The organism is Streptomyces sp. NPDC031426 (assembly GCF_055581585.1).
The window spans coordinates 1-24,928 of the sequence record NZ_JBVIJE010000037.1 but is presented as its reverse complement, the minus strand read 5'-3'; the positions used below and the strand labels follow the sequence as shown (position 1 = coordinate 24,928).

At 70.5% G+C, this 24,928-nt stretch carries 26 protein-coding genes; 8 read left to right on the top strand and 18 right to left on the bottom strand.

All coding sequences use genetic code 11. From position 1 onward, the window contains the following. Nucleotides 1-57 precede the first annotated feature (57 nt). Entirely contained in the window at nucleotides 58-732 is a 675-nt protein-coding gene (locus ACZ5NH_RS40615) for a DUF4232 domain-containing protein (RefSeq protein WP_468782825.1), read from the top strand. Here the strand turns inward: ACZ5NH_RS40615 and ACZ5NH_RS40610 are convergent. Next, the gene (locus tag ACZ5NH_RS40610) at nucleotides 672-1,142 is read right to left on the bottom strand and encodes an ATP-binding protein (protein ID WP_388636704.1); all 471 of its coding nucleotides are present in this window, start codon (nucleotides 1,140-1,142) and stop codon (nucleotides 672-674) included. The two genes, ACZ5NH_RS40615 and ACZ5NH_RS40610, sit on opposite strands and share 61 nt — an antisense overlap. Nucleotides 1,143-1,254: 112 nt before the next feature. Between ACZ5NH_RS40610 and ACZ5NH_RS40605 the strand changes: the two genes are divergently transcribed. Further along, nucleotides 1,255-2,073 (top strand): helix-turn-helix domain-containing protein, encoded by an 819-nt coding sequence (locus tag ACZ5NH_RS40605; protein WP_468782823.1) that lies wholly within the window; start codon nucleotides 1,255-1,257, stop codon nucleotides 2,071-2,073. Further along, nucleotides 2,070-2,315, top strand: a complete 246-nt coding sequence (locus tag ACZ5NH_RS40600) for a DUF397 domain-containing protein (protein WP_468782821.1) — start codon at nucleotides 2,070-2,072, stop codon at nucleotides 2,313-2,315. The genes ACZ5NH_RS40605 and ACZ5NH_RS40600 overlap by 4 nt, the downstream gene beginning before the upstream one ends. On the opposite strand, the gene ACZ5NH_RS40595 is transcribed toward ACZ5NH_RS40600, so the two are convergent. Further along, a complete protein-coding gene (locus ACZ5NH_RS40595; protein WP_468782819.1) occupies nucleotides 2,235-3,425 on the bottom strand; it encodes a hypothetical protein in 1,191 nt (396 codons plus the stop codon). The two genes, ACZ5NH_RS40600 and ACZ5NH_RS40595, sit on opposite strands and share 81 nt — an antisense overlap. A 141-nt stretch (nucleotides 3,426-3,566) precedes the next feature. Between ACZ5NH_RS40595 and ACZ5NH_RS40590 the strand changes: the two genes are divergently transcribed. Continuing rightward, a complete protein-coding gene (locus ACZ5NH_RS40590) occupies nucleotides 3,567-4,385 on the top strand; it encodes a DUF4253 domain-containing protein (protein ID WP_468782817.1) in 819 nt (272 codons plus the stop codon). Between the two features lie 101 nt (nucleotides 4,386-4,486). Here the strand turns inward: ACZ5NH_RS40590 and hemB are convergent, their stop codons facing one another. Next, nucleotides 4,487-5,479, bottom strand: coding sequence for a porphobilinogen synthase (hemB, locus tag ACZ5NH_RS40585; protein ID WP_468782815.1), 993 nt, complete (start codon nucleotides 5,477-5,479; stop codon nucleotides 4,487-4,489). A gap of 227 nt (nucleotides 5,480-5,706) precedes the next feature. Here hemB and ACZ5NH_RS40580 point away from each other — a divergent pair, with 227 nt between their 5' ends. Then, a complete protein-coding gene (locus ACZ5NH_RS40580; RefSeq protein ID WP_450982896.1) occupies nucleotides 5,707-6,699 on the top strand; it encodes a phospholipase D-like domain-containing protein in 993 nt (330 codons plus the stop codon). Between the two features lie 45 nt (nucleotides 6,700-6,744). Here the strand turns inward: ACZ5NH_RS40580 and ACZ5NH_RS40575 are convergent, their stop codons facing one another. The 6 genes from ACZ5NH_RS40575 to ACZ5NH_RS40550 form a co-directional block, all read right to left on the bottom strand. Continuing rightward, entirely contained in the window at nucleotides 6,745-7,506 is a 762-nt protein-coding gene (locus tag ACZ5NH_RS40575; protein ID WP_468782812.1) for a hypothetical protein, read from the bottom strand. Between the two features lie 110 nt (nucleotides 7,507-7,616). Further along, nucleotides 7,617-9,329 (bottom strand): bifunctional uroporphyrinogen-III C-methyltransferase/uroporphyrinogen-III synthase, encoded by a 1,713-nt coding sequence (locus ACZ5NH_RS40570; protein ID WP_468782810.1) that lies wholly within the window; start codon nucleotides 9,327-9,329, stop codon nucleotides 7,617-7,619. Continuing rightward, nucleotides 9,326-10,285 (bottom strand): hydroxymethylbilane synthase, encoded by a 960-nt coding sequence (gene hemC, locus ACZ5NH_RS40565; protein ID WP_388636727.1) that lies wholly within the window; start codon nucleotides 10,283-10,285, stop codon nucleotides 9,326-9,328. The genes ACZ5NH_RS40570 and hemC overlap by 4 nt, the downstream gene beginning before the upstream one ends. Beyond that, a complete protein-coding gene (locus tag ACZ5NH_RS40560; protein ID WP_468782808.1) occupies nucleotides 10,282-11,970 on the bottom strand; it encodes a glutamyl-tRNA reductase in 1,689 nt (562 codons plus the stop codon). The genes hemC and ACZ5NH_RS40560 overlap by 4 nt, the downstream gene beginning before the upstream one ends. Beyond that, on the bottom strand, nucleotides 11,967-12,731 hold the full coding sequence (locus tag ACZ5NH_RS40555; RefSeq protein ID WP_450982901.1) for a redox-sensing transcriptional repressor Rex: 765 nt from the start codon (nucleotides 12,729-12,731) through the stop codon (nucleotides 11,967-11,969). The genes ACZ5NH_RS40560 and ACZ5NH_RS40555 overlap by 4 nt, the downstream gene beginning before the upstream one ends. Nucleotides 12,732-13,011: 280 nt before the next feature. After that, nucleotides 13,012-13,293, bottom strand: coding sequence for a glutaredoxin family protein (locus ACZ5NH_RS40550; protein ID WP_451552319.1), 282 nt, complete (start codon nucleotides 13,291-13,293; stop codon nucleotides 13,012-13,014). Between the two features lie 127 nt (nucleotides 13,294-13,420). On the opposite strand from ACZ5NH_RS40550, the gene ACZ5NH_RS40545 reads away from it, so the two are divergent. The 3 genes from ACZ5NH_RS40545 to ACZ5NH_RS40535 all read left to right on the top strand — a co-directional run bounded on the left by ACZ5NH_RS40545 (nucleotide 13,421) and on the right by ACZ5NH_RS40535 (nucleotide 16,921). Then, nucleotides 13,421-14,350, top strand: coding sequence for an HAD family hydrolase (locus ACZ5NH_RS40545; protein ID WP_468782805.1), 930 nt, complete (start codon nucleotides 13,421-13,423; stop codon nucleotides 14,348-14,350). Between the two features lie 323 nt (nucleotides 14,351-14,673). Further along, on the top strand, nucleotides 14,674-15,453 hold the full coding sequence (locus tag ACZ5NH_RS40540) for an ECF subfamily RNA polymerase sigma factor, BldN family (RefSeq protein ID WP_468782803.1): 780 nt from the start codon (nucleotides 14,674-14,676) through the stop codon (nucleotides 15,451-15,453). Nucleotides 15,454-15,688: 235 nt separating this feature from the next. Then, nucleotides 15,689-16,921 (top strand): DUF5667 domain-containing protein, encoded by a 1,233-nt coding sequence (locus tag ACZ5NH_RS40535; protein WP_468782801.1) that lies wholly within the window; start codon nucleotides 15,689-15,691, stop codon nucleotides 16,919-16,921. 88 nt (nucleotides 16,922-17,009) lie between these two features. On the opposite strand, the gene ACZ5NH_RS40530 is transcribed toward ACZ5NH_RS40535, so the two are convergent. From ACZ5NH_RS40530 to ACZ5NH_RS40490, 9 genes are all read right to left on the bottom strand, one after another. Beyond that, entirely contained in the window at nucleotides 17,010-18,101 is a 1,092-nt protein-coding gene (locus ACZ5NH_RS40530) for a lysophospholipid acyltransferase family protein (protein WP_468782799.1), read from the bottom strand. 24 nt (nucleotides 18,102-18,125) lie between these two features. After that, nucleotides 18,126-19,187, bottom strand: coding sequence for an NAD-dependent epimerase/dehydratase family protein (locus ACZ5NH_RS40525; protein ID WP_450982907.1), 1,062 nt, complete (start codon nucleotides 19,185-19,187; stop codon nucleotides 18,126-18,128). 223 nt (nucleotides 19,188-19,410) lie between these two features. After that, nucleotides 19,411-19,509 (bottom strand): 30S ribosomal protein bS22, encoded by a 99-nt coding sequence (locus ACZ5NH_RS40520; RefSeq protein WP_003948845.1) that lies wholly within the window; start codon nucleotides 19,507-19,509, stop codon nucleotides 19,411-19,413. 147 nt (nucleotides 19,510-19,656) lie between these two features. Then, nucleotides 19,657-19,869 carry a helix-turn-helix domain-containing protein gene (locus ACZ5NH_RS40515; RefSeq protein WP_159045602.1) on the bottom strand — a complete coding sequence of 71 codons (213 nt, stop codon included), beginning with the start codon at nucleotides 19,867-19,869 and terminating at the stop codon, nucleotides 19,657-19,659. A 129-nt stretch (nucleotides 19,870-19,998) separates the two neighbouring features. Continuing rightward, nucleotides 19,999-20,814, bottom strand: coding sequence for a phosphatase (locus ACZ5NH_RS40510; RefSeq protein ID WP_468782797.1), 816 nt, complete (start codon nucleotides 20,812-20,814; stop codon nucleotides 19,999-20,001). A 111-nt stretch (nucleotides 20,815-20,925) separates the two neighbouring features. Beyond that, nucleotides 20,926-22,098 carry an acetoin utilization protein AcuC gene (locus ACZ5NH_RS40505; protein WP_468782787.1) on the bottom strand — a complete coding sequence of 391 codons (1,173 nt, stop codon included), beginning with the start codon at nucleotides 22,096-22,098 and terminating at the stop codon, nucleotides 20,926-20,928. Next, nucleotides 22,049-23,266 (bottom strand): MFS transporter, encoded by a 1,218-nt coding sequence (locus tag ACZ5NH_RS40500; RefSeq protein WP_388636759.1) that lies wholly within the window; start codon nucleotides 23,264-23,266, stop codon nucleotides 22,049-22,051. The genes ACZ5NH_RS40505 and ACZ5NH_RS40500 overlap by 50 nt, the downstream gene beginning before the upstream one ends. A gap of 81 nt (nucleotides 23,267-23,347) precedes the next feature. Continuing rightward, nucleotides 23,348-24,088 (bottom strand): VC0807 family protein, encoded by a 741-nt coding sequence (locus tag ACZ5NH_RS40495; protein WP_468782785.1) that lies wholly within the window; start codon nucleotides 24,086-24,088, stop codon nucleotides 23,348-23,350. A 93-nt stretch (nucleotides 24,089-24,181) separates the two neighbouring features. Then, on the bottom strand, nucleotides 24,182-24,826 hold the full coding sequence (locus tag ACZ5NH_RS40490; protein ID WP_468782783.1) for an HAD family hydrolase: 645 nt from the start codon (nucleotides 24,824-24,826) through the stop codon (nucleotides 24,182-24,184). Nucleotides 24,827-24,928: the final 102 nt, after the last annotated feature.

The following is a 24,928-nucleotide window of genomic DNA, read 5'->3' as shown; positions in this document are numbered from 1 at the left end:
ATCGGCCGGTTCACCCGATCCGGCCCCGAGCGAACCAACCAACGGGAGAAGCACCACATGTCCTTCCAGCGCGTTCTCACCTCCGCGGCCACCCTGGCCCTCGGCTCCCTCGCCCTCGTCGCCTGTGACCCCGCCTCCGCCACGGGTGCCGCCCCCACCGGCACGGCCACCACCGCCTCGGCGGCGAAGACGCCCGCCTCGGCCTCGCCCGTCTCCGGGTCCTCGCGTGGCTCCGCCGGCACCGCGGCCGGGGGCGGCAGCTCGGCCGGGGCCGCGCCGACCGCCGGGAAGAAGCCCGGCCCGCACGGTTCGGGCACCGCGTCCGGATCGGGCACCGGCAGCCGGGCCGGGCTGTGCCGGGCGGGGCAGCTGACGGTCACCGCCGCGCCGGTCTCACAGCCGCTCAACCACCTGCTGATCACCGCGAAGAACACCGGCGGCACGCCCTGCGACCTCGGCATCATCGGCCTCGTGACCTTCGACGGTCACATCCGGGCCACCACCCCCGACGGCATCGGCGGCGGTCCCGACATCCTGCGTCCCGGGCAGTCCAACTACGAGGGCGTCGCACTCGACCAGCAGGACGCACCGGGCCAGGGCAGCGACACCTCGTACCTCACCGTCAGGCTCGACAGCGGGGACACCCTCCGCATCCCGGTGAAGGCCCACGTTCACGCCCCCCGGATCTCGGTCTGGGAGCCCTCCGCGGCCGACGCGCTCTCCGCCGCGTAGGCGTCCGAGGTGCCCCGGTACCACTCGCACCACACCACCTTGCCGGGGCACCGCTCGGCCACCCCCCACTTGTCCGCCAGCGCCGACACCAGCAACAGCCCACGTCCGCCCTCGTCCGGATCGTCCACGACCTCGGGAACACCGGTTCCGCTGTCGTGCACCTCGACCCGGACGAGGGCGCCGTCGTACCGGAGACGGAGGAGAAACCCGCGCCCCGGCGGCACTCCGTGCGTCAGCGCGTTCGTGGCCAACTCGCTCACGCACAGCGACACGTCCGCGCTCCGCTCCCATGCCGCCAGCCCCCAGTAGGTCAGGGACCAGTCGGTGAACCGCCTGGCGGCGGGGACGGATCGGCGGGTGCGGCCGTAGAACTGGTCGCGCTGGCAGGGGAGTTCGATGTGTGCGTTCACGAGGCGAATGTCGCGCAGGGTGACTAGTCTGGATCAGTGCGTGATCCCGTACAGATTGTTTGTACGGGTTCGTGCGGGGTGGTGCCGGGCACGTGCGGGGAGTTCAGCAGGCATGACGCCTACGCGGAGGAAGAACCGGTCGGCCATGAAGATGCTGGGCCGACAGCTGGCGGCGGCGCGGCGGGCGGCGGGCTTGAGCCAGTCGGCGCTGAGTGCCGCACTGAACCTCAACGAGGAGACGATCGCGTCCATCGAGCAGGGTCGGCGACTGCTGAAGCCGGACATCGCCGAGCTGCTCGACGCGTTCCTGGGGACGAAGGGCACACTGGCGGCCGGGGTGGCCAACCTGCCGGAGATCGACCAGTTCCCGCTGTGGGCCGAGGAGTACATGGAACAGGAGAAGGTGGCCATCAGCCTGTCCTGGTACGACAACGCCGTCATCCCGGGTCTGCTCCAGAACGAGGCGTACGCGCGGGCCGTCCTGCAGAACCGCGTCCCCCCTTACGAGGAGGAGGACCTGGAGAAGACGCTCCGGCTGCGTCTCGACCGTCACGAGATCCTGAACCGCAGGTGTCCGCCGACGCTGAGCTTCGTGGTGTGGGAGCCCGCGTTGCTGCTGCGGATCGGCACGCAGGAGACCCGCAGGGAGCAGTTGCGGTTCCTGCGGGAGATGGCACGCCTGCCCTGCCTCTCCCTCCAGATCCTGCCGCTGGACAGCCCCTTCCACGCGGGGCTCGCGGGACCCTTCGCGCTGCTCGAAACCCCCGACCACCAGCACCTCGCCTACACCGAATCGCAGCGCGGCAGCCAGTGGGTTTCCGACGCGGAAGAGGTGTCCATCCTGGCGCGCAAGTATGCGATGCTGCGGACACAGGCCCTGACGACTCAGGACTCGTCGGGTCTGCTCGACCGCCTGCTAGGAGAGCTATGAGCAGCCAAGCACTTCAGTGGTTCAAGTCGACGTACAGCAGTGACGAAGGCGGCGCGTGCCTCGAAGTGGCCGTCGCCTGGCGCAGGTCGAGCTACAGCGGCAGCGAGGGCGGCCAGTGCGTGGAAGTCGCCGCCTGCCCCCACACCATCCACGTCCGCGACTCAAAGAACAGCCCCGCCGCGAGCCCCGCCCTGCACCTCGCGCCAGCCACCTGGGCCGCCTTCACCGCCTCCCTGAAGTGACCGTCGGCCCCGTCTGCCGCGAGGCGTCCGTTGGGGCCAGAACAGGACATACGCCGCCGAGCCGATGCAGAACGCCAGTCGGATGAGGCCCCGGGTGGAGTCCGAGGGGACCAGCAGGGCGCTGCCGTAGAGGGAGATGAGGGCGATCCAGCTGACCCAGGGGACCAGGCGGCGCTGGCCGATCGAGTCCCAGATGAGGGTGCCCAGGAGGACCGAGGCGTTGTAGTACGTGTACACGCTGGGGTCGAGCAGGATGCGGGCGTCGGCGGCCAGGAAGACCACCGCCGGCCAGCGGCTTCGTCGTACCGCCAGCGCGCCGAGCCCCATGCCGAGCGCCATCTGCGCGGGGCGGTCCCACCAAGGGGTCGCGGGGGCGTTCACGCCGAACCAGCGCAGTGAGGACGCCCGTTGGTTGGGGATGGTGAAGCGGGCCGCTTGCAGGGTTTCCAGGTGGGTCAGGTAGAAGGGCAGCCAGGCCACCGCCACCAGGCCGACGGTCCAGGTCGCCGCGCGCAGGCGGGTGGGCCGGGGAAGGGCCAGGAGCAGGGGCAGGAAGCCGACCGCCCAGGGTTTGGAGTCGACCGCCAGGGCCAGGAAGACACCCACCGACGTCGCGTTGCCCCGGACCAGTGCGCGGACCGCGAGGGTGGTGAAGAACAGGGTGAGGACGTCGTCGAGGTGGGCGAAGCGGACCGAGACCTCGACCCACATGGGGATGAAGGCCGCTCCGGCGATCAGGACGCGTTGCTGGAGGCGTTTGTGGTTGACGCCTGTGCCGAGGTAGTGGTCGGCCGCCGCACGGCCCACCAGGACGAGCATGTAGAGGCCCAGGCCGGACATGAACGCGTCGGCCAGTTTCTCACCAAGAGCGGCGGGGAAGGGTGCGAAGAGTCCGGCGACCAGGAAGCTGACCGGTCCGATCTGCAGCTCGGGGTGGTTGGCGTAGAGGGCGAGGCCGCCGCCGTCGCCCTGGCCGAAGAGCAGTTGCTCGCCCTCGCGCAGATAGTGCCAGGACACGGCCGCGTGGCGCTCGGCCACCACGAACCAGACGGCCGTCCACAGGGTGAGCAGCACGATGTGCCACCGCACCGGGTAACGCCCGATCCGCACGTTCCTCCGTCCTTCCCGTCACACGGTCACCGTGTCCCCGCCCATCACAACACCCTCCGGTAAGAGCGGTTGCGGCGGTCATGGGTTCATCGCATACGCAGCTCAACGGCTTTGTCAGTGGCGGGCCTTACAGTCACGGGTATGGCGACTCTTCCCAACCCGCTGCCCAAGCTGGCCACCGACCCCAGCGGCCGTACCCTCGGGCTTCAACTGCCGCCCGGCAGGCTCGTCGACATGACGTACGACGGGCCCTGGCACGAACCTCTGCTGTGGCATGCGGAGAAGCCGGCCGCGCCGGGCACGTGGAAGGCGCTGGGCGCGCCGGCGGCCCGCGCCGGTCTGCTGCCGGTGCTCGTGGACCTGGCGGCGTCCCGGGGCGGACCGGAGGACTGGGCGCTGCGCCCCGGCGAGACGTCGTACCCGGGCGATCACGACGCCGAGGAGGTCCTGGCGGAGTACTGGGAGGAGGAGACGCAGGACGGCGAGCTCGACGAGGAGATCGAGCCGTTCGGGGGTGAGTGGCCCGGTCTCGCACCGGCCGGCTCCCTCTCCGCGGACCCGGACACCCGCGCCGCGCAGGTCGCCGACGCGCTCAAGGGCGGTCGGGGCGCGATGATCGAGGAGGCGCACCTCGCCCTGGTCCCGGCCCGCAGGTCCGCCGACATCCCGGCGGTGATCGGCTGGACAGGCCCGGTGAACTACGAGAGTGACGTGGCCCGGATGTGCGCGGTGCTGCGTTCCTGGGAGGACCGCTTCGGCATCCGGGTGGTGGCCCTCGGCCTGGACTCCCTCGTCGTCTCGGTGGCGGCTCCGCCGGCCACCGAGGAGGACGCCGAGGCGGTGGCGGCGGAGCACTTCGCGTTTTGCCCGGACAACGTGCTCCAGGGCGAGCAGGACACCTTCCGCGCCTATGCGAAGGATCTGATAGGTGCACCCGCCTGGGCCTTCTGGTGGGACTGACCCCGGCCGGAACTCCCTGACAAGCCGCCCGACAAGCACGCGGCCCTCGGCCCGGCTCCACTCCGAGCCGGGCCGAGGGCCGCGGCATGCTCGCATCCGGTTCAGCGCAGCTTCTGCGCCACCTCGGTCGCCCAGTAGGTGAGGATGTTCCGGGCCCCGGCGCGCTTGATGCCGGTCAGGGTCTCGAAGACGGCCTGGTCGCGGTCGACCCAGCCCTTCTCGGCGGCGGCCTCGATCATCGCGTACTCGCCGGAGATCTGGTAGGCGGCGACGGGCACGTCCACGGCGTCCGCGACCCGGGCGAGGATGTCGAGGTACGGCCCGGCCGGCTTGACCATGACCATGTCCGCGCCCTCCTCCAGATCGAGGGCCAGCTCCCGCAGGGCCTCGCGCCAGTTGGCCGGGTCCTGCTGGTACGTCTTGCGGTCGCCCTGCAGCGACGACGCCACGGCCTCGCGGAAGGGGCCGTAGAAGGCGGACGAGTACTTCGCGGTGTAGGCGAGGATCGCCACGTCCTCGCGCCCGATCTGGTCGAGCGCGTCGCGGACGACGCCGATCTGACCGTCCATCATCCCGCTCGGGCCGACAACATGGGCGCCGGCGTCGGCCTGCACCTGGGCCATCTCGGCATACCGCTCCAGGGTCGCGTCGTTGTCGACACGACCCTCGGCGTCCAGGACCCCGCAGTGCCCGTGGTCGGTGAACTCGTCCAGGCACAGGTCGGACATGACGAGCAGGTCGTCGCCGACCTCGGCGCGTACGTCCCGGAGGGCGACCTGCAGGATCCCGTCCGGGTCGGTGCCCGCCGTCCCCTGCGCGTCCTTCTTGGCCTCCTCCGGCACGCCGAACAGCATGATCCCGGAGATCCCGGCCTCGACGGCCTCCAGCGCGGCCTTCTTCAGGCTGTCGCGGCTGTGCTGGACGACACCGGGCATGGTGGCGATCGGCACGGGCTCGCTCACGCCCTCCCGGACGAACGCCGGAAGGATGAAGTCGGCCGGGTGCAGGCGCGTCTCGGCGACCATGCGGCGCATGACGGGCGACGTGCGCAGCCGCCGGGGACGCGTACCGGGAAAGGATCCGTACTTCGTCATGCCTTCTACGCTACGCCCGCCGGGCCCCCGCCTTTGCCGACGCCCTGTCGGCCCGGTCGCTGAGTCCTAGGCACCCCACAGCGGGCATTCACGGGCAAACCGGCGCCGTCATACGAAGTCTTTGCGCTCTCCTGGGGATCCCTGGATCCCCGCGCCTCCCCAGCGTTCTACGCGCGTGGTGTCATGCCCGCGCCACCCCTCCTCGCCCGTGAGCCTAGGAGTCACGCATGCTGCGGAAGGTCCTCACCCGCGCGGCCATCGCCCTGACCGCCGGCGCCGCCGTCGTCGCCACGGCCGTCCCTGCGAACGCCGCGAGCTACTCGGCCTTCGCCTTCTCCCAGACCGGCAGCCAGCCCACGATCTACGACTTCATCGACTCGGCCACCAGCACGCTCGACATGACCATGTACGAGCTGGAGGACACCACGGCCGTCAACGACCTGATAGCCATGAAGAACAAGGGCGTCACCGTCCGGGTCATCCTCGACCGCCAGCACCAGAGCGCCAACAACTCGGCGTACACGTCCCTGAAGAACGCGGGCATAGGCGTGGTCTGGTCGTCCTCGGCCTTCGTCTACACCCACCAGAAGACGATCACCGTCGACGGCGTCAAGTCCCTGGTCATGACCGGCAATCTGACGGCGCAGTACTACACGACCAGCCGCGACTACGGCGTCTTCACCGACGACACGCGCGATGTCGCCGCCATCGAGAAGGTGTTCAACGCCGACTACACGGCGACCTCGGTCACCCCGACCGACGGCGACCACCTGCTGTGGTCCCCCAACGACTCCCGCAACCGCCTGGTGTCCTTCATCAACTCCGCGACCAAGAGCCTGGACGTGGAGGAACTGGAGTTCAGCGACAGCACGGTGGTCAACGCGATCGTCGCGCGGGCCAAGGCGGGCGTGAAGGTCCGCGTGGTCCTGGAGAATCCTTCCAGCTACTCCAGCCAGGTCTCCGCCGTCAAGGCCGCCGGTGGCACGGTCGTCGGCTACTCCGACCCCAACGGCTTCTACATCCACGCCAAGGCCATGGTCGCCGACTACGGCCTGAGCACCCAGGAGGTCGAGGCCGGCTCCATGAACATCAGCAGCAACTCCCTGAGCAACAACCGGGAGCTCGGCATCATCCTCACCGGCACGGGCGTGGCCGAACCGGTGGCCCAGACGATCGAGACGACGTTCAACAGCGACTACGCAGGCGGCACGGCGGCCTGACGGGCGCGAGCGGCAGGCGAATGCCGTCTGGCACCCGCCTGCCGCTCAGCGTTCACCGAGATCCTCGAGGATGCGATCGATCAGCTCGACCCGGTCGGGGGCGTGCCGCATCCGGGAACGGCAGTCCTCCAAGCGCCGCACCACACCGAACGGAACATTTTCCGCTCGCACGTCCTCCACGCCTCTCCCGACGGCCTGCAGCCCCCAGTACTGGTTGAAGGGAAGCGGTTCGCCGGTCACCGCGTCGACCAACGCGTCCAGCACCTCGGGCTCGGGCAGCGCATACAGGCGCGCATAGGCGGCCAGGCGCAGTCCGGCGTCCTGGGATCCCAGCAACGCGCCCGCGTCGAAGTCCCGCACGCGCTGCGTCGCGCGCACCAGACGGGCGAAGACCTGGTCCATCCGGCGGGTCCGCGCCCGGCCGCTGGGCAGTTCAAGACGTACCTTCACGTACTCGGCGGCGAGTTCCCTGACCGTGTCCCAGGCCTCGGTGTCGTCCACGGCCCCGCCCTCGGGGCCGTCCCCGACGAGAGCCGCGTTCGCTGCCCGCTCGACGGCCTCGAGCCTGCGCTCCCAGAACTCGACCCTCCCGAGACCCGGCACCTCGATACTGCGGAACAGCTCTCCGAGCCACGGCACCGCCGCCACCGCGAGCAGCGTGATCGTGACGCCGTCGATCCTCAGCCCGGGCGCCAGCACGTGCAGGACAGCGACTCCCACTCCGACGCACGTCAACGCCACCGCGGCAGCACGCCGCCGTATCCAGGAGCCCGCGCCCGCGCCCCGCCCCCGATCTCCCTCACCCATGCCGATCAGCATCGCAGACGCGGGGTTACGAAAGGAGTGATTCAGCGGCCCACCCTCCAACCGACTCGGTCGGCTGGAGGGTGGGCAGGCAAGCGGAGCCCCCTGGCGCCTCAGGTCGTCGTACGACGCCGGCGCGCCCCCGGCCGGCGCTCGCTGGGTCGCGTCACCGGGTCCCCGTTCTCCAGCGCGACGGCGCGCCGCTTGAGGCCGAAGTCGGCCAGCGCCTCGGCCAGCTTGTGGACGGACGGCTCCGGGGCCATGACGTCCACCCGCAGGCCATGCTCCTCGGCCGTCTTCGCCGTGGCCGGGCCGATGCAGGCGATCACGGTCACGTTGTGCGGCTTGCCCGCGATGCCGACCAGGTTCCGGACCGTGGACGACGACGTGAAGAGAACGGCGTCGAAGCCACCGCCCTTGATCGCCTCGCGGGTCTCGGCCGGCGGCGGCGAGGCGCGGACCGTCCGGTAGGCGGTCACGTCGTCGACCTCCCAGCCCAGCTCGATGAGGCCGGCGACCAGCGTCTCCGTGGCGATGTCGGCCCGCGGGAGGAACACGCGGTCGATCGGGTCGAACACCGGGTCGTACGGCGGCCAATCCTCCAGCAGGCCCGCGGCCGACTGCTCGCCGCTCGGCACCAGGTCCGGCTTCACGCCGAAGGCAACCAGCGCCTTGGCCGTCTGCTCGCCCACCGCGGCCACCTTGATGCCCGCGAAGGCGCGCGCGTCGAGGCCGTACTCCTCGAACTTCTCCCGCACCGCCTTCACCGCGTTGACCGACGTGAAGGCGATCCACTCGTAGCGGCCGGTGACCAGGCCCTTGACCGCACGTTCCATCTGCTGCGGGGTGCGCGGGGGCTCCACCGCGATCGTCGGGACCTCGTGCGGCACCGCGCCGTAGGACCGCAGCTGGTCGGAGAGCGACGCCGCCTGCTCCTTCGTGCGCGGCACGAGCACCTTCCAGCCGAACAGCGGCTTGGACTCGAACCACGACAGCTGGTCGCGCCGGGCGGCGGCGCTGCGCTCACCGACCACGGCTATCACCGGCCGGCCGCCGTCCGGGGAGGGCAGCACCTTCGCCTGCTTCAGGGTCTGCGCGATCGTGCCGAGCGTCGCCGCCCAGGTGCGCTGGCTCGTCGTCGTACCGGCGATCGTCACCGTCAGCGGGGTGTCCGGCTTGCGGCCCGCCGAGACCAGCTCGCCCGCCGCCGCGGCCACCGAGTCCAGCGTCGTGGAGACGACGACCGTGCCGTCCGACGCACCCACCTCGGTCCAGCAGCGGTCCGAGGCCGTACGGGCGTCCACGAACCGGACGTCCGCGCCCTCGGCGTCCCGCAGCGGCACACCGGCGTACGCGGGCACACCGACCGCCGCCGCGACACCCGGGACCACCTCGAAGGGCACCCCCGCGGCGGCGCAGGCGAGCATTTCCTCGGCCGCGTACGTATCAAGTCCCGGGTCCCCGGACACCGCACGGACGACCCGCCTGCCGCCCCGCGCAGCCTCCATGACAAGATGAGCGGCATCCCGGGCAGCGGCCGGGACAGCGGCGGTTGTTGACGTGCCGTCAACGACCGTCAGCTGGGGCGTGCCCGTGCCCGGCGGCGAGACCGAAGAAGGGTCTGCGTCCGTCCGTACGACGGAGACGCCCTGTCGGGCATGCGTCCGGATCACGTCGAGCACCTCGTGCTCGGCGACCAGGACGTCCGCGTTCGACAGCGCCTCCACGGCGCGCAGAGTCAGCAGTCCCGGATCTCCGGGTCCGGCACCGAGGAAGGTGACGTGCCCGTGTTCCGGACCGGCGGCAGGAAGGGCGGTGGGGCTCAATGTGCTCGCTCCCCCATCAGACCGGCCGCGCCCTGGGCGAGCATCTCGGTGGCGAGGTCGCGACCGAGTGCCAGCGCCTGGTCGTGCGTCTGGGGCACGGGACCGGTGGTGGACAGCTGCACCATGCGGGTGCCGTCGGTCGTGCCGACGACGCCGCGCAGGCGCATTTCTTTGACAAACTGCCCGTCGGCCAGCAAGTCGGCCAGCGCGCCCACAGGGGCGCTGCAGCCGGCTTCCAGGGCGGCGAGCAGTGACCGTTCGGCGGTCACGGCGGCCCGTGTGAACGGGTCGTCGAGTTCGCCGAGCGCCGCGATCAGGTCCGCGTTGTCCGCGGCACACTCGATCGCCAGTGCCCCCTGGCCGGGGGCGGGCAGAACCGTGTCGACCGACAGGAAGTCGGTCACCTCGTCGATCCGGCCTATCCGGTTCAGTCCGGCGGCGGCCAGTACGACGGCGTCGAGTTCGCCGTCGTGGACGTACCGGATCCGGGTGTCGACGTTGCCGCGGATCGGGACCGTCTCGATGTCCAGGCCGTGGGCGCGGGCGTACGCGTTCAGCTGCGCCATGCGGCGCGGCGAACCCGTGCCGATGCGCGCCCCGCGCGGCAGGTCCGTGAACTTCAGCGCGTCCCGGGCGACGATCACGTCCCGCGGATCCTCGCGCACCGGTACGGCGGCCAGGACCAGTTCCTCGGGCTGCGTGGTGGGCAGGTCCTTGAGCGAATGAACCGCGAAGTCGACCTCACCACGTATCAGCGCGTCGCGCAGCGCCGTGACGAACACGCCGGTGCCGCCGATCTGGGCGAGGGCCTCGCGGGAGACATCGCCGTACGTGGTGATCTCGACCAGCTCGACGGGCCGCCCGGTCACCCGGTGGACGGCCTCCGCCACCTGCCCGGACTGGGCCATGGCGAGTTTGCTGCGCCTGGTCCCCAGCCTCAGTGCCTTCTCAGTCATGCCGGTCGGTCCTTCTTGTCTGTGCTGTCCTCGGCCCGGGAGACGGCGGCGACCGTCTCGGGGTCGAGGTCGAACAGGGTGCGCAGCGCGTCCGCGTACCCGGCGCCGCCGGGCTCGGCCGCGAGCTGCTTGACCCGTACGGTCGGCGCGTGCAGCAACTTGTCGACGACCCGGTGCACGGCCTGCCGGATCTCGCCGCGCTGGCGTTCGTCCAGGTCGGGCAGGCGGCCGTCGAGCCGCGCGATCTCACCGGCGACGACGTCGGCGGCCATGGTGCGCAGCGCGACCACGGTCGGCGTGATGTGTGCCGCCCGCTGTGCCGCGCCGAAGGCCGCGACCTCGTCGGAGACGATACGCCGGACCTGGTCCACATCGGCCGCCATCGGCGCGTCGGCGGAGGCTTCCGCCAGCGACTCGATGTCGACGAGCCGCACCCCGACCAGCCGGTGCACGGCCGCGTCGATGTCCCGGGGCATGGCCAGGTCGAGCAGGAAGAGGGAGGGCGCCGGGCGCTCGGCCGGCGGCTCCGGCCTGCGCCGCTCGGGGATCCGGCCCACGCTCGCGGCGGTGGCGGCGAGCGCGGTGATCAGCTCGGCGTCCGCCTCGGGGGTACGGCGGCCGGGGCGGTCGATCGTTCTGCCTGCGGCCCAGGCCGCGTGCTGCTCCAGGGTGGCCGCGTCCATGCCCGCCACGGCGGCCTCGCCCATGAGGGAGAAGCCGGGCTGCACGGCGGCCAGGTCCAGCGGGCAGTTCTCGTCGGCGCCGCCGGTGGTGGGCGGCAGCGGGGCCTCGGTCTTCCCGGCCTTCACGGCCGTGAGACCGGTGTCGGCGACGGGGGCGCCGGTGCCGCCCTCGACCGCCTTCGCGACCGCCTCCGCCGTGAGCACCAGGCCCGTCGCGCCGGTACAGGAGACGACGACGTCGGCACGTGTCAGCTCGTCCGGCACGGCGTCCATCCGTACCGCGCGGGCGGTCACCGCGTTGTCGTCGGTCTCGGCCAGTATCTGCGCGAGCCGCTCGGCGCGCTCGAAGGTGCGGTTGGCGACGACGACCTCGGCGACCCCGGCCCGCGCGAGCGTGGCTGCGGCCAGCGAGGACATCGACCCGGCGCCGATGACCAGCGCCTTCTTGCCCGCGGCCCAGTCCTCGACGGATCCGCCGACGGCCAGCTGCTCCAGGCCGAAGGTGACCAGGGACTGTCCGGCGCGGTCGATGCCGGTCTCGGAGTGGGCGCGCTTGCCGACCCGCAGGCCCTGCTGGAACAGGTCGTTCATCAGCTTGCCGGCGCTGTGCAGCTCCTGCGCCTTGGCCAGGGAGTCCTTGATCTGGCCGAGGATCTGCCCCTCGCCGACGACCATCGAGTCCAGGCCGCAGGCCACCGAGAACAGGTGGTGGACGGCCCGGTCCTCGTAGTGCACGTAGAGGTACGGGGTGAGCTCCTCCAGGCCGACGCCGCTGTGCTGGGCGAGCAGCGTGGACAGCTCGGCGACACCGGCGTGGAACTTGTCCACGTCGGCGTACAGCTCGATGCGGTTGCAGGTGGCGAGCACCGCGGCCTCGGTGGCCGGCTCGGCGGCGACCGTGTCCTGCAGCAGTTTGATCTGGGCGTCCGCGCCCAGCGCGGCCCGCTCCAGCACGCTCACCGGGGCGCTGCGGTGGCTCAGCCCGACGACGAGGAGACTCATGCCGGCATCACGGCGGGTACGTCCCCGTCGGGCCCCTGGTCGGCGGACGCGTCGTGCGCGGTGGCGGGCAGCGAGCCGACGTCACCGGCCGTGGTCTCCTCGCCTGCCTTGCGCTGCTCGTGGAAGGCGAGGATCTGGAGTTCGATCGAGAGGTCGACCTTGCGCACGTCGACGCCGTCCGGGACGGACAGCACGGTCGGCGCGAAGTTCAGGATGGAGGTGACCCCGGCGGCCACGAGCCGGTCGCAGACCTGCTGGGCGGCACCGGCGGGAGTGGCGATGACGCCGATGGACACCCCGTTGTCCTTGATGATCTTTTCCAGGTCGTCGGTGTGCTGCACCGGGATACCGGCGACGGGCTTTCCGGCCATCGCGGGATCGGCGTCGATCAGCGCGGCCACCCGGAAACCACGGGAGGCGAACCCGCCGTAATTGGCCAGGGCGGCGCCGAGGTTACCGATACCGACGATCACAACCGGCCAGTCCTGGGTCAGGCCGAGTTCACGGGAGATCTGGTAGACGAGATACTCCACGTCGTAGCCGACACCGCGCGTTCCGTAGGAGCCCAGGTAGGAGAAGTCCTTGCGCAGCTTGGCGGAGTTGACCCCCGCCGCGGCCGCCAGCTCCTCGGAGGAGACCGTGGGTACCGAGCGCTCCGACAGTGCGGTCAGGGCTCGGAGGTACAGCGGAAGCCTGGCGACGGTGGCCTCGGGAATCCCTCGGCTACGGGTCGCCGGTCGGTGTGTTCGGCCAGTTGCCACGGTGCTCCTGCGGGTAGAGCGGGGCTGCAGGCGGTCATACGTCCCCAGACCGCCCCGTCGACAGCAGGCTATGTCTTTGTGAACGCGTGCACAAAGATGGTGTCCGATTTGCCCGGCAGAAGTGACCGGGGTCACGCACCTTTCACGCCCTTGACGGGAACCGGTGCATACGCACCGACGTTCCTTCGTTACTGGGGGCAAAACCGCACACTCTCCTCACGAATCCCGCCCCCGAGATCAGACCGCCGTCGATCCTAAGCGACTTTCCGACCGGTTTGGACTAGTCGGTCAGTGCCCGGCGCAGCCGCTCCTCGTTCACGCGCCAGAAGGTGTGCTGTTCACCATCGACCAGTACGACCGGGATCTGCTCCCAGTACTGGTCATGGAGGGCCCGGTCCTCGGTGATGTCCTTCTGCTCCCAGGACACGCCGAGTTCTGCGCAGACCTTCTCGATCACGACCTGCGCGTCGTCGCAGAGATGGCAGCCGGGCTTGCGGATGAGCGTGACCAGCCGGTCACGGGGGTCGGCGGGGGCGGCCTTGCGGCGGAAAAGCGGACTCATACCGGCCATTGTCGCGCGCGCCGTGCACGCTTCGGATCAGCTCTTTAACGGCCCGGTCGCGGAGAGTTCACGCGCATCCAACCTCGCGACTGACGGAACCACCGAACAAACTGGCTATGCTCACGACATGGCCGCTCTCGGATGGCTCACTCCCCGTAGGCGCTCCGCCACCGCGCGCAGCGTGTTGGCCGGCGAAGCCTCGGCGGAGGCTGCCCGCAAGTCCTCGCAGGAAGCGCAGGGAACGCCGCAGGTCACCGCCAGGGAACCGGAGTTCCCCGTGATCGGGGACGAGAAGGCGGCTGCCTTCTTCGACCTCGACAACACCGTCATGCAGGGCGCCGCGCTGTTCCACTTCGGCCGGGGCCTGTACAAGCGGAAGTTCTTCGAGACGCGCGACCTCGCCAAGTTCGCCTGGCAGCAGGCGTGGTTCCGGCTGGCCGGCGTCGAGGACCCCGAGCACATGCAGGACGCGCGCGACTCGGCGCTGTCGATCGTCAAGGGCCACCGGGTCGCCGAGCTGGAGGCGATCGGCGAGGAGATCTACGACGAGTACATGGCCGACCGCATCTGGCCCGGCACCCGAGCCCTGGCCCAGGCTCACCTGGACGCGGGCCAGAAGGTGTGGCTGGTCACGGCGGCCCCGGTGGAGATCGCCCAGGTGATCGCCCGCCGCCTGGGCCTGACCGGCGCGCTCGGCACGGTGGCCGAGTCGGTGGACGGCGTCTACACGGGCAAGCTGGTCGGCGAGCCGCTGCACGGGCCCGCGAAGGCGGAGGCGGTCCGCGCCCTGGCCGCGGCGGAGAGCCTCGACCTCTCCCGCTGCGCGGCCTACAGCGACAGCCACAACGACATCCCGATGCTGTCCCTGGTCGGTCACCCCTACGCCATCAACCCCGACGCCAAGCTGCGCAAACACGCCCGCGAGAAGGACTGGCGCCTGCGCGACTACCGCACCGGCCGGAAGGCGGCGAAGGTCGGCATTCCGGCGGCGGCGGGGGTCGGCGCGGTAGCCGGGGGCACCGCGGCGGCCATCGCCCTGAGCCGACGGCGCCGATAGCGGCTCAGCGGCACCTCCCATCGGGCAGCGCCCCGAACTCACCCAGCCTCGGCACCGGACCCGGATTATGCCGCGGCCACTTCAACACGCGCTGTACCTCGCCGAAACCGGCCAGATTTCGGTCAACAAGCGATCACGATACGGCACTTGAGCTGGCGTCAATCAGTAACAGAAGCGACGCAATCGATGATTTGAGCAACTCGGTGTAGCAGTGCCTGCACGAAGCGTTATTCTCCTCAGACGCAAACCGGTACCCCTCCGTCGCTACGACGGGTGAACGGTCCCGCACTGCACGTGATGGAAGCTCTGCCTCTGGGAGTCCCGTGTACCCACACGTCGGGGTTGACGCCTCGGGCCTGGCTACGCTGCGCGCGACCGTCGCAGCGGTCAAAGAGACGCTGCGCGGCCTCGCCCCGACCGCGTACGCCGTCCCCGCCTTCGCCGCCACCGCGCCCGTAGGCCCCTGCTACGCACTGGCCGAAGGCAGCGCCGCCGTGGGCAGACGCGGGCGCTCCGCCGGCGCCGCCACCGCCCGCCGCCCGGCCGCCGACAGCGACAGCGCCCGGATGATGGACCTGGTCGAGCGCGCCCAGGCGGGCGAGGCCGAGGCCTTCGGCCGGCTGTACGACCAGTACAGCGATACGGTGTACCGGTACATCTACTACCGCGTCGGCGGCCGGGCCACCGCCGAGGACCTGACGAGCGAGACCTTTCTGCGGGCCCTGCGCAGGATCGGCACCTTCACCTGGCAGGGCCGCGACTTCGGAGCCTGGCTGGTCACGATCGCCCGTAACCTGGTCGCCGACCACTTCAAGTCCAGCCGCTTCCGCCTGGAGGTCACCACCGGCGAGATGCTGGACGCCAACGAGGTCGAGCGCTCCCCGGAGGACTCCGTCCTGGAGTCCCTGTCGAACGCCGCGCTGCTCGACGCGGTGCGCCGGCTCAACCCGCAGCAGCAGGAGTGCGTGACGCTCCGCTTTCTCCAGGGGCTCTCGGTCGCCGAGACCGCCCGCGTCATGGGCAAGAACGAGGGCGCCATCAAGACCCTCCAGTACCGCGCCGTACGCACACTGGCCCGACTGCTGCCGGACGACGCCCGCTGAACCAGGCAACTCTCGGCAACATTCAACTCACGCTCCGTGAAGGCCCGTTGCCGCCACGATTCGGGCATCCGCCGTCCGTAACCCAAGTGCCGCGCCAGTCGTTGTGCGGGATACAGGCTCCCTGTGGTCACGTCCTGGCAGACCCTGATCGCTCGATCGTGTGAAGTGGTCGCGGACGTGCAACCCTCAGGACCCCCTGGGGAGTCGACCGTCATGACGAGAGGAGGTGCCGCCAGTGATCGCGAACGTATCGGCGCACCGGCGGGCGAACGCCTTCGCCCAGGCCCTGGAGGAGCAGTCCGACCGGGACACGGCGGCCCAGCAGTCCGTAGGCCCGGCAGGTTCTCCGCCGACCGCCGAGGAGCAGACCGAGCGGGGCGAGCTACTGGCCCTGGCCGCGGGCCTCGGCGCGCTGCCCAAGCCGCAGCTCGACCCGGAGGTCAAGGTCGTGCAGCGCGCCCAGCTGGTGGCCGCGATGGAGGCCATGCTCAAGGAGGGCACGGGGGCGGCGGACGCGTCGGTACCGGATCAGCGTTCTTCCCGGTCCCGAGCCGCCCACCGGGCGAGTCCGCTGGGCAAACTCCGCCCGCGTTCCCGGCTGACCAAGGGGCTGGCGGCGGGCGGGCTGAGCGTGGGCGTGGCCGCGGGAGCCTTCGGCGGAGTCGCCGCCGCCAGCTCGAACGCCCTGCCAGGTGATTCCCTCTACGGCCTCAAACGCGGCATCGAGGACTTCAAGCTCAATTACCTGACCAACGGCGACGACCAGCGCGGCCAGACCTACCTCGACCAGGCCTCCACCCGGCTCAACGAGGCCCGCCGGCTGCTGGAGCGCGGACGCGGCGGCCACCTCGACCACGAGTCCATCGGCGAGATCCGCCGCACGCTCTCCGGCATGCAGCAGGACGTCACCGAGGGCCACCGCCTGCTCCACGAGGCCTATGAGGCCGACCCCCACTCCCTCGGCCCCATCCAGGCCCTGTCCACGTTCTCCCGCTCCCACCGCGAGGTGTGGACCGCGCTCAGCGACAAGCTGCCCGTGCAGCTCGGGGACGTCAAACAGCAGGTCTCGTCGGTCTTCGACGCCATAGACCAGGAGGTCGCCCCGCTGCAGTCCCTGCTCCCGCAGCCACCCGCCCAGGGCGGCGGCGGCAAGCACCAGGGCTCCGGCTCGGCATCCACCGGCTCCTCCGGCGGCGCCCGGTCGACGGCGCCCAGCTCCGCCGGCACCACCCCGTCCACCGGCCGGCACGCACGCCCGGGCGACCCGAGCGGCTCGGCCACCGGCAGCAGCGGCGAGGGCCTGCTCGGCGGCGACACGGGCGGCCTGCTGGAGCCACCGAAGACGGGCACCGGCACCAGCGCCCCGTCCACCGGCAAACCCCCGTCCACCGCCCCCGACATCACCCTCCCCCCGCTCCTCCCCGGCCTCCTCCCGGGCCTGGGCATCGACAGCGAGGACACACACTGACGCCGTTACGGCAACGACGCCGGGGGTGCCCCACCCAGGTGGGGCGCCCCCGGCGTTCGCCTGCTGGACGCGCCGAACGGCCGACCGTTTAGAAGAACACCGAGCGCCGCTGCACCAACAGCTTGTACAGCGTGTGCTGAATCTGCTCCCGCACCTGATCGGTCAGGTTGAACATCAGCATCGGATCCTCGGCCGCCTCCGCCGGATACCCGTCCGTCGCAATCGGCTGCCCGAACTGGATCGTCCACTTGGTCGGCAACGGAATCGCACCGAGCGGCCCCAGCCACGGAAACGTCGGCGTCAACGGGAAGTACGGAAAGCCCAGCACCCGCGCCAGCGTCTTCGCGTTGCCGATCATCGGATAGATCTCCTCCGCGCCCACGATCGAGCACGGAATGATCGGCACCCCCTGCCGCAGCGCGGTCGACACAAAGCCACCCCGCCCGAACCGCTGCAGCTTGTACCGCTCGCTGAAAGGTTTCCCGATGCCCTTGAAGCCCTCCGGCATCACCCCGACCAGCTCCCCCTGAGCCAGCAGCCGCTCGGCGTCCTCCGCGCAGGCCAGGGTGTGCCCCAGCTTGCGGGCCAACTCGTTGACCACCGGCAGCACGAAGACCAAGTCGGCCGCCAGCAGCCGTAGATGACGGTCGGCCGGATGATGGTCGTGCACCGCGACCTGCATCATCAGCCCATCCAGCGGCAGGGTCCCGGAGTGGTTGGCGACGATCAGCGCCCCGCCCTCGGCCGGGATGTTCTCGATGCCCTTCACCTCGACCCGGAAGTACTTCTCGTACACCGGCCTCAGCAGTGACATCAGGACCTGGTCGGTCAGCTCCGCGTCGTAACCGAAGTCGTCGACGTCGTAGTCCCCGGTCAGCCGGCGCCGTAGAAAGGCCAGCCCGGCCGCCACCCGCCGCTCCAGGCCGCCGTCGTCCCGCCCAGCGGCACCCGACCGCTCCAGCGGCTCCTCCGGCTTCTGGGGCTTCTCCTCGCGGCTCACAGGCCCATCTTCCCGTGCCCGGCCCCGGCCCGGCAGAGGCTGGACCTCACCCATCTCCCGGGCCCCGGCCTCGCCTAGGGCACCGCGCCGGCTGCCCGTGCTCCGGCGCCGCGCCGGGCGTTGCACCGCGCCCCCGCGGGACCGGTCGTCGTCGAACGGAATGACCTTGGCGTCCGCCATCGTTGCTGCGCTCCTCGGTTGGCGCTAGTCGGCGCTGTGCGTCGTGGGCCGGCCGCCGCCCTTCGCGGCCAGCGCGGCGATCCGGTCGACGGCCCCCGCGAGGGCCTGAGGCGGCACCAGCCCGGGGCCCTGGCCGCGCGCGAAGTCCGCGAACGTCTCCGCCGTCGTGTACCTGGGCGTGAAGCCCAGCGTGTCGCGCATCTGGACCGTGTCCACCACCCGCCCGTGCGTGAGCAGCCGGATCTGCTCCGGCGAGAAGTCCGTCATACCGAGCGTACGCACCAGCGACCCCGCCCAGGTGACCGCCGGCAGCAGCAGCGGCACCGTCGGGCGCCCGAGCCGCCGGGAGCACTGCGAGAGCAGCAGCACACCGTCCCCGGCGATGTTGAAGGTGCCGCTGTTGAGGGTGCCCCGGCGCGGTTCGTGCGAGGCGATCCTGAGCACCTCGACGACGTCGTCCTCGTGCACGAACTGCAGCCGCGGGTCGTAGCCGAACACGGTCGGCAGGACGGGCAGCGCGAAGTAGGAGGCGAGCGGGGTGTCCGCGGCGGGGCCGAGGATGTTGGCGAACCGCAGCACGCACACGGCGACGTCCGGCCGCCGCCGGGCGAACCCCCGCACATACCCCTCGACCTCGACGGTGTCCTTCGCGAAGCCGCCGCTCGGCAGCGACTTCGGCGGGGTCGTCTCGGTGAACACGGCCGGATCGCGCGGCGCCGAGCCGTACACGTTCGTACTGGACTTGACCACCAGCCGCTTCACGGTCGGCGACTTCTGGCAGGCGCCGAGCAACTGCATGGTGCCGATGACGTTGGTCTCCTTGACCGTGGCCCGGTTGCCGCTGCCCAGCGCCGTGCCGGTCACGTCCATGTGGACGACCGTATCGGCGCCCGTCTCGGCGAGCACCCGGGCGATGGTCGGCTGCCGGATGTCGGCCTGGATGAAGTCCGCACCGCCCAGATGGTGCGCCGGCGGCACCGCGTCCACGGCGATCACCCGGTCGACCTCCGGATCCCGCTGGATCCGCCGTACGAACCGGCCGCCCAGTTGCCGGGCCACTCCGGTGACGAGCACGACCTTCCCCAAGATCAGCGCCTTCCCTCGTACGTGATGCGTACGGCCAACCTAGCGGGTCGATGTTGCGCTGTGATGACCACCCGATGCACGAAGTGACGCAAATTCACTCATCGGAACATGCCGGGTTCCCCCGGACATGCCTGCCACCCCCGGCAGCCGGCCCCGGATATGCCTGTGGCCCCCCACCAGTGCTGATGGGAGGCCACAGCGTGACACGCTCTCGCGACGCCGCTTACTTCTTGTTGCGGCGCTGAACGCGCGTGCGCTTGAGCAGCTTGCGGTGCTTCTTCTTGGCCATCCGCTTGCGCCGCTTCTTGATAACAGAGCCCACGACTACCCTCGCTCACTTCTCATCACTCGGTTGTTTGGGCGCCATGGGCCCACACGACCTACGAGGGGCTAGCCTACCCAACCGAGCGCCGAGGTCGTAATCGAGGGGGGTACCCCGGGTCACCCGGGGGTCACCCTGGGGTTGCCGTCAGGCAGTCTCCACCCCCACATAGCTGTCACGGAGGTACTCGTGTACCGCTTGCTCCGGGACACGGAACGACCGCCCGACCCGGATCGCGGGCAGATGACCGCTGTGCACCAGGCGGTACACGGTCATCTTCGACACTCGCATCACCGAGGCGACCTCCGCCACGGTAAGGAACACGACCTCGTTCAGAGGCCTCTCGTCAGCTGCAGCCATGACACACCTGAACCTTCCGCACTCGACGGCCACCGGCTTCCCCTTCCGGTGACTCTTCGTCGTTGCGTGCTCACTCCCCAATGTAGGGGCGGGTGATGCAAGTGGGGAAGAGGTGCACCCATCGCAGGCCTACTGTGACAGACACGCTCGTTTGAGTACGTAGCGGGTGAGCGGCCGGTAGTACTCAGACCGCACGGCGTCATCAAGCGGAACGACGACGGACACGCGCCCCTCTGCCTCCCCCACGAACAGCGCCGGATCATCGGTGTCGGCGAGCCCGATGGTCTCGAACCCCAGCTGACCAGCGCCGCACACCCAGCCGTGATCGCCGACGACCAGTTCGGGCAACGGCCCACCGCCCTCCGCCACGGCCTCCAGCACGACCCGAACCGGCAGCGGCGAATGACTGTGCACGCCCGGCTCACAACCCGGGCGCTCGTCGTCGGTTTCCCGCACCAACCCAACCCGCCGTGCGTAGCCGAGGTGATACGTACGTAGACCGAACCGGGTCAATATGTCGACACGGCGACCCTGCGCGGGAGTGAGCACGTCACACCCCGCCGCCGAGAGCGCGTCCGCCAAGTCGGCGTAGAACCCGAGCAACCGCTGCGGATGCCCGGTCCCGAACAACACGGGCGCGCCACGCCGGGCCACCTGCCGGATCCGCCCCGCGAAGGCATCCAGCGCGGCCAGCGTCCGCTCCGGATCGATCACATCCGGCCCCGAAGTGTGCCGGGGATCGCCCGATACCCCACACTTCTGCGCCATCAGCTCAAGCAACTCCGGCTGCTCCCAAGTCCCTTCGGGATCGAGCCCGATCAGCACCCGGGGATCCCGGGCCGCGAACAGCCGATAACTCCGCAGACTGTCCTCCCGAGAGGTCCCCACCTCCCCGGCAAGCCGAACAGCCAGCAGATGCGCACGCAGAGCTCCGCCGGTCGACATGGGTGCGATGGTGACGCATGGCTGCGGGAGAGGGGGCGCAAACGCGGGAAGTGCGCACGGTTGGCGTAACGGAGGCGAGAGCAGCCACCCCGGGCGGAGCCCCCGGTCCGTTCAGGGGAGCAGCCCCCGCAGCGGGAACACCGCCCGACGAGTGGCCCGTACCGCCTGATCAAGCCGGTCCGCGGGGTCGTAACCCGACTCCCACGACGCCCAGTTCACCGGCCACCGCCCATCGGTCATCCGCTGCGGCCCGAACTGCCGGGTCCGAGCGAACACCTCCTGCCGCCACGCCTCCGGAATCATCGCCTCCGGTGCCACCGGCCGCCCCGCCGCGATCCCCACCAGATGCGTCCACGACCGCGGCACGACATCGACCACCGCGTACCCGCCGCCCCCCAGCGCGACCCACTTCCCCCCGGCGTACTCGTGCGCCAGCTCATGGCACGCCACCTGCACCGCCCGCTGCGCGTCCAGCGACACGGCAAGGTGCGCGAGCGGATCCTCGAAGTGCGTGTCCGCCCCGTGCTGCGACACCAGCACCTGCGGCCGGAACTCCGCCAGCAACTCCGGCACCACCGCATGGAACGCCCGCACCCACCCCGCGTCCCCGGTCCCCGCCGGCAGCGCGACGTTGACGGCCGCCCCCTCACCGGCCCCGGCACCCGTCTCCTCCGGCCACCCGGTCTGCGGGAACAACGTGCGGGGATGCTCGTGCAGCGAGATCGTCAGGACCCGCGGATCCTCCCAGAACGCCGCCTGCACCCCGTCCCCGTGATGCACGTCGACATCCACATAGGCGACCCGCTCGGCCCCCAGCTCCAGCAACCGGGCGATGGCCAGCGAGGCGTCGTTGTACACGCAGAACCCGGACGCTCCCCCCGGCATCGCATGGTGCAGCCCGCCCGCGAAATTCACGGCGTGCTCGGCATCCCCCCGCCACACCGCCTCTGCCGCCCCCACCGACTGCCCGGCGATCAGCGCGGACACCTCGTGCATCCCGGCGAAGGCCGGATCATCGAGGGTCCCCAGCCCGTACGACCCGATCGCCGACGCCGGGGCGGCCGACGCGGCCTTCACCGCGTCGATGTAGTCCTCCCGGTGGACCAGCCGCAGCGTCGACTCCCCGGCCGGCTTGGCAGCGACGACCTCCATCTCCCGGTCGAGCCCGAAGGCCTCCACCAGTTTCCGGGTCAGTGTCAGCCGGACCGGATCCATCGGATGGTCCGGGCCGAAGTCATAGCCCGTTACTGCCTCGTCCCACATCAGCTGTGCGCGGCCGCTCATGCCCGCCACCGTATCGGTCCTGTTGAGCGGCGAACGACCTGGCGTACACCAACGTCACCAGCACCAACACCATCGGCACGAGCATGGCGCCCCGATAGCTCCAGGCATCGCCGAGAGCACCGACCAACGGCGAACCGATCAGAAAGCCCACGTAATTGAAAATGTTCAGCCGCGCGATGGCCGCGTCCGAAGCCCCAGGAAACAGGCGCCCCGCCGCCGCGAACGTCTGCGGCACCAGCACGCACAACCCCAGACCCAACAGTGTGAACCCGAGCATCCCCACCCACGCCCCGGGCGCCGAGGCCACCACCGCGAACCCGCCGGCCGCCACCAGCGTCCCGAGCCGTACGACCGCCACCGCCCCGAACCGCCGCACCCCGAGGTCCCCGATGGCCCGCCCCAGCAATGTCGTCACCATGTACACGTTGTACGGCACCGTCGCCAGTTGCTCCGAGCTGCCCAGCACGTCCTTCAGATACTTCGCGCTCCAGTTGGAGACGGTCGAGTCCCCGATGTAGGCGAAGGTCATCACCAGGCACAGCGGCAGCAGCAGCTTGAAGACGACACCGGTGCCCCGACCCTGGTCCTGGTCCTCCCCCACCGGCGCCGGATCCCCGTCGACGTACCACCGGCTCCCCACGAGCGTCGCCGGCAGCAGCACGGCCACCACCGGCAGATACGACACCCACAGCGCGAGATGCCAGTGCGCCCCGCCCCAGGCCAGCGAGGCCCCCAGGATCCCGCCCAGGCTGTACGCGGCGTGGAAACTGAGCATGATGCTGCGCCCGTACGACCGCTGCAGGCTCACCCCGAGCATGTTCATGGACGCGTCCAGCGCCCCCACAGCCAGCCCGAACGCGCCCAGCGCCACCGCCAGCTCCGCGATGTGCCCGCCCGCCCCGGCGCCGAGCAGCGCCAGCAGGACGACCGGCTGGGACCAGCGCAGCAGCCGGCTGGGCCGTATTCGCCTCACCAGCTGCTCGGTGGTCACACTGCCGACACCGGCGAGGATCGGTACGGCAGCCAGGAAGGCCGGCAGCAGCGCGTCGGAGACGCCGTACCGGTCCTGGATGGCCGGGATGCGCGTCACCAGGAGGGCGAAGGTGGCGCCTTGGGCGAAGAAGCTGAACGCCAGCGAGGCCCTGCCGCGCCGCAGCACATCAGTCATGGCGGCGAGCGTAGGGCCCCGGGCTACCTGTGGGTAGATCCGGCCAAAGATGAATTTCCTTCAGCTTTACCGAACGCGGGCTCAGGCGGTTGCAGGGACCTCGGGCGTCCCGGCCTTGGTCACCTCGGCCTCGACCTCGGCGTTGAGCATCTTCTCCATCGGCTCCACGGCCAGCCCACCGCCGACCACGAATCCGATCACCATCGCGCCGACGAGGAAGACACTGCCGAGCCACACCATCGTGTCCACGGGAATGGTGTACGCACCCACAACCCGGGCGACACACTCGGCGAGCAGCACCAGCCCCCAGACGACCGAGAACGCCTTCTCCTTGCTCCGGAAGGCCGCGGACCGGTCCGACGCGCCGGAGACGAGCCGCTCCCAGGCGGCCTCCTTCGCCGCGTCGCCCTTCACCAGGAACGGCTTCATACCCGCGGTCATCATCGGCTTGCCCAGCCGGACGGAGACGAGGATGCCGAAGGCGACGACACTGCTGACCCCGCTGTCCTTGGCGAGCATCAGCCGCGGGTCACCGGACACGAAGCTCAGCAGCAGCGAGACGACGTTGACGACCAGGATGAGGCCGGCCAGAGCATTGGTCCTCCGCTCCTTGACCAGGCTCCACGCGGTCCTCAGCGCCGGCACCACACTGCTCCAGGCGAGGGCGGCGAAGGTGCTCATCCCGAACGCGTCCTTGAAGAGGTAGTACGAGCCGAGCGGCACCGCCACGTCCAGGAGCAGCGGCCTGAAGTTGGCCAGCACGCTCGGTTCCTGCTTCTGCCGCTGCTCGGTCCGACTCTGGATCCCCGTGTTCTTCGTCATGCCCTCAGCTTCGCCGCCACGCGGGGTGCGGCAGTAGAAACGATCGTCCGGACGTCCGCATGACAATTGTCAGGCACCGGGCGATGGCTTTCGTCAAACCAGCAGGTCGGCCAACTCACCCATCGAGGAGAAGAGTTGGTGGGCTGCCGCCAGCTTGGCCGCCGGTGTCATCGCGGTGAACCCGTAGACGGTCATGCCGGCCGCCACGGCCGCCTGGACGCCCAGCGGCGAATCCTCCACGACCAGGCACCGCTCCGGCGTCACCCCCATACGCTCCGCCGCGTACAGGAAGAGATCGGGCGCCGGCTTCCCACGCCCCACGTCCTCGGAACTGAAGATCCGGTCCTCCGTGAACCACCGGTCGAGCCCGGTCGTGCGGTGCCCGACCCGGATCCGCGCATGACTCCCCGAGGAGGCCACGCAGTACGGCACCCCGTCCGCGGCCAGCTTCTCCAGTACGCCGGCCACACCGGCCACGGGCTGCAGCTCCCGCTCGAACGCGGCGAACACGCGCGCGTGGAAGACGTCGTCGAAGTCGTCCGGCAGCCGCTGACCGGTCCGCTCCAGCACGAGCTCATGGATCCGGTGCATCGCCGAGCCCATGTAGTCCCGGATGGAGTCCTCGTACGACGTCGGGTGCCCCAACTCGGTCAGGTAGCCGGCCAGATGCCGGTTGGAGATGGGCTCGCTGTCGACGAGCACGCCGTCGTTGTCGAAGATGATCAGGTCATAGCGCATGGGCCAACCCTAAACGCAGAAAGGCCCACGCCATCCGGCGTGGGCCTTTCCCAAGAATTGTTCGGCGGTGTCCTACTCTCCCACAGGGTCCCCCCTGCAGTA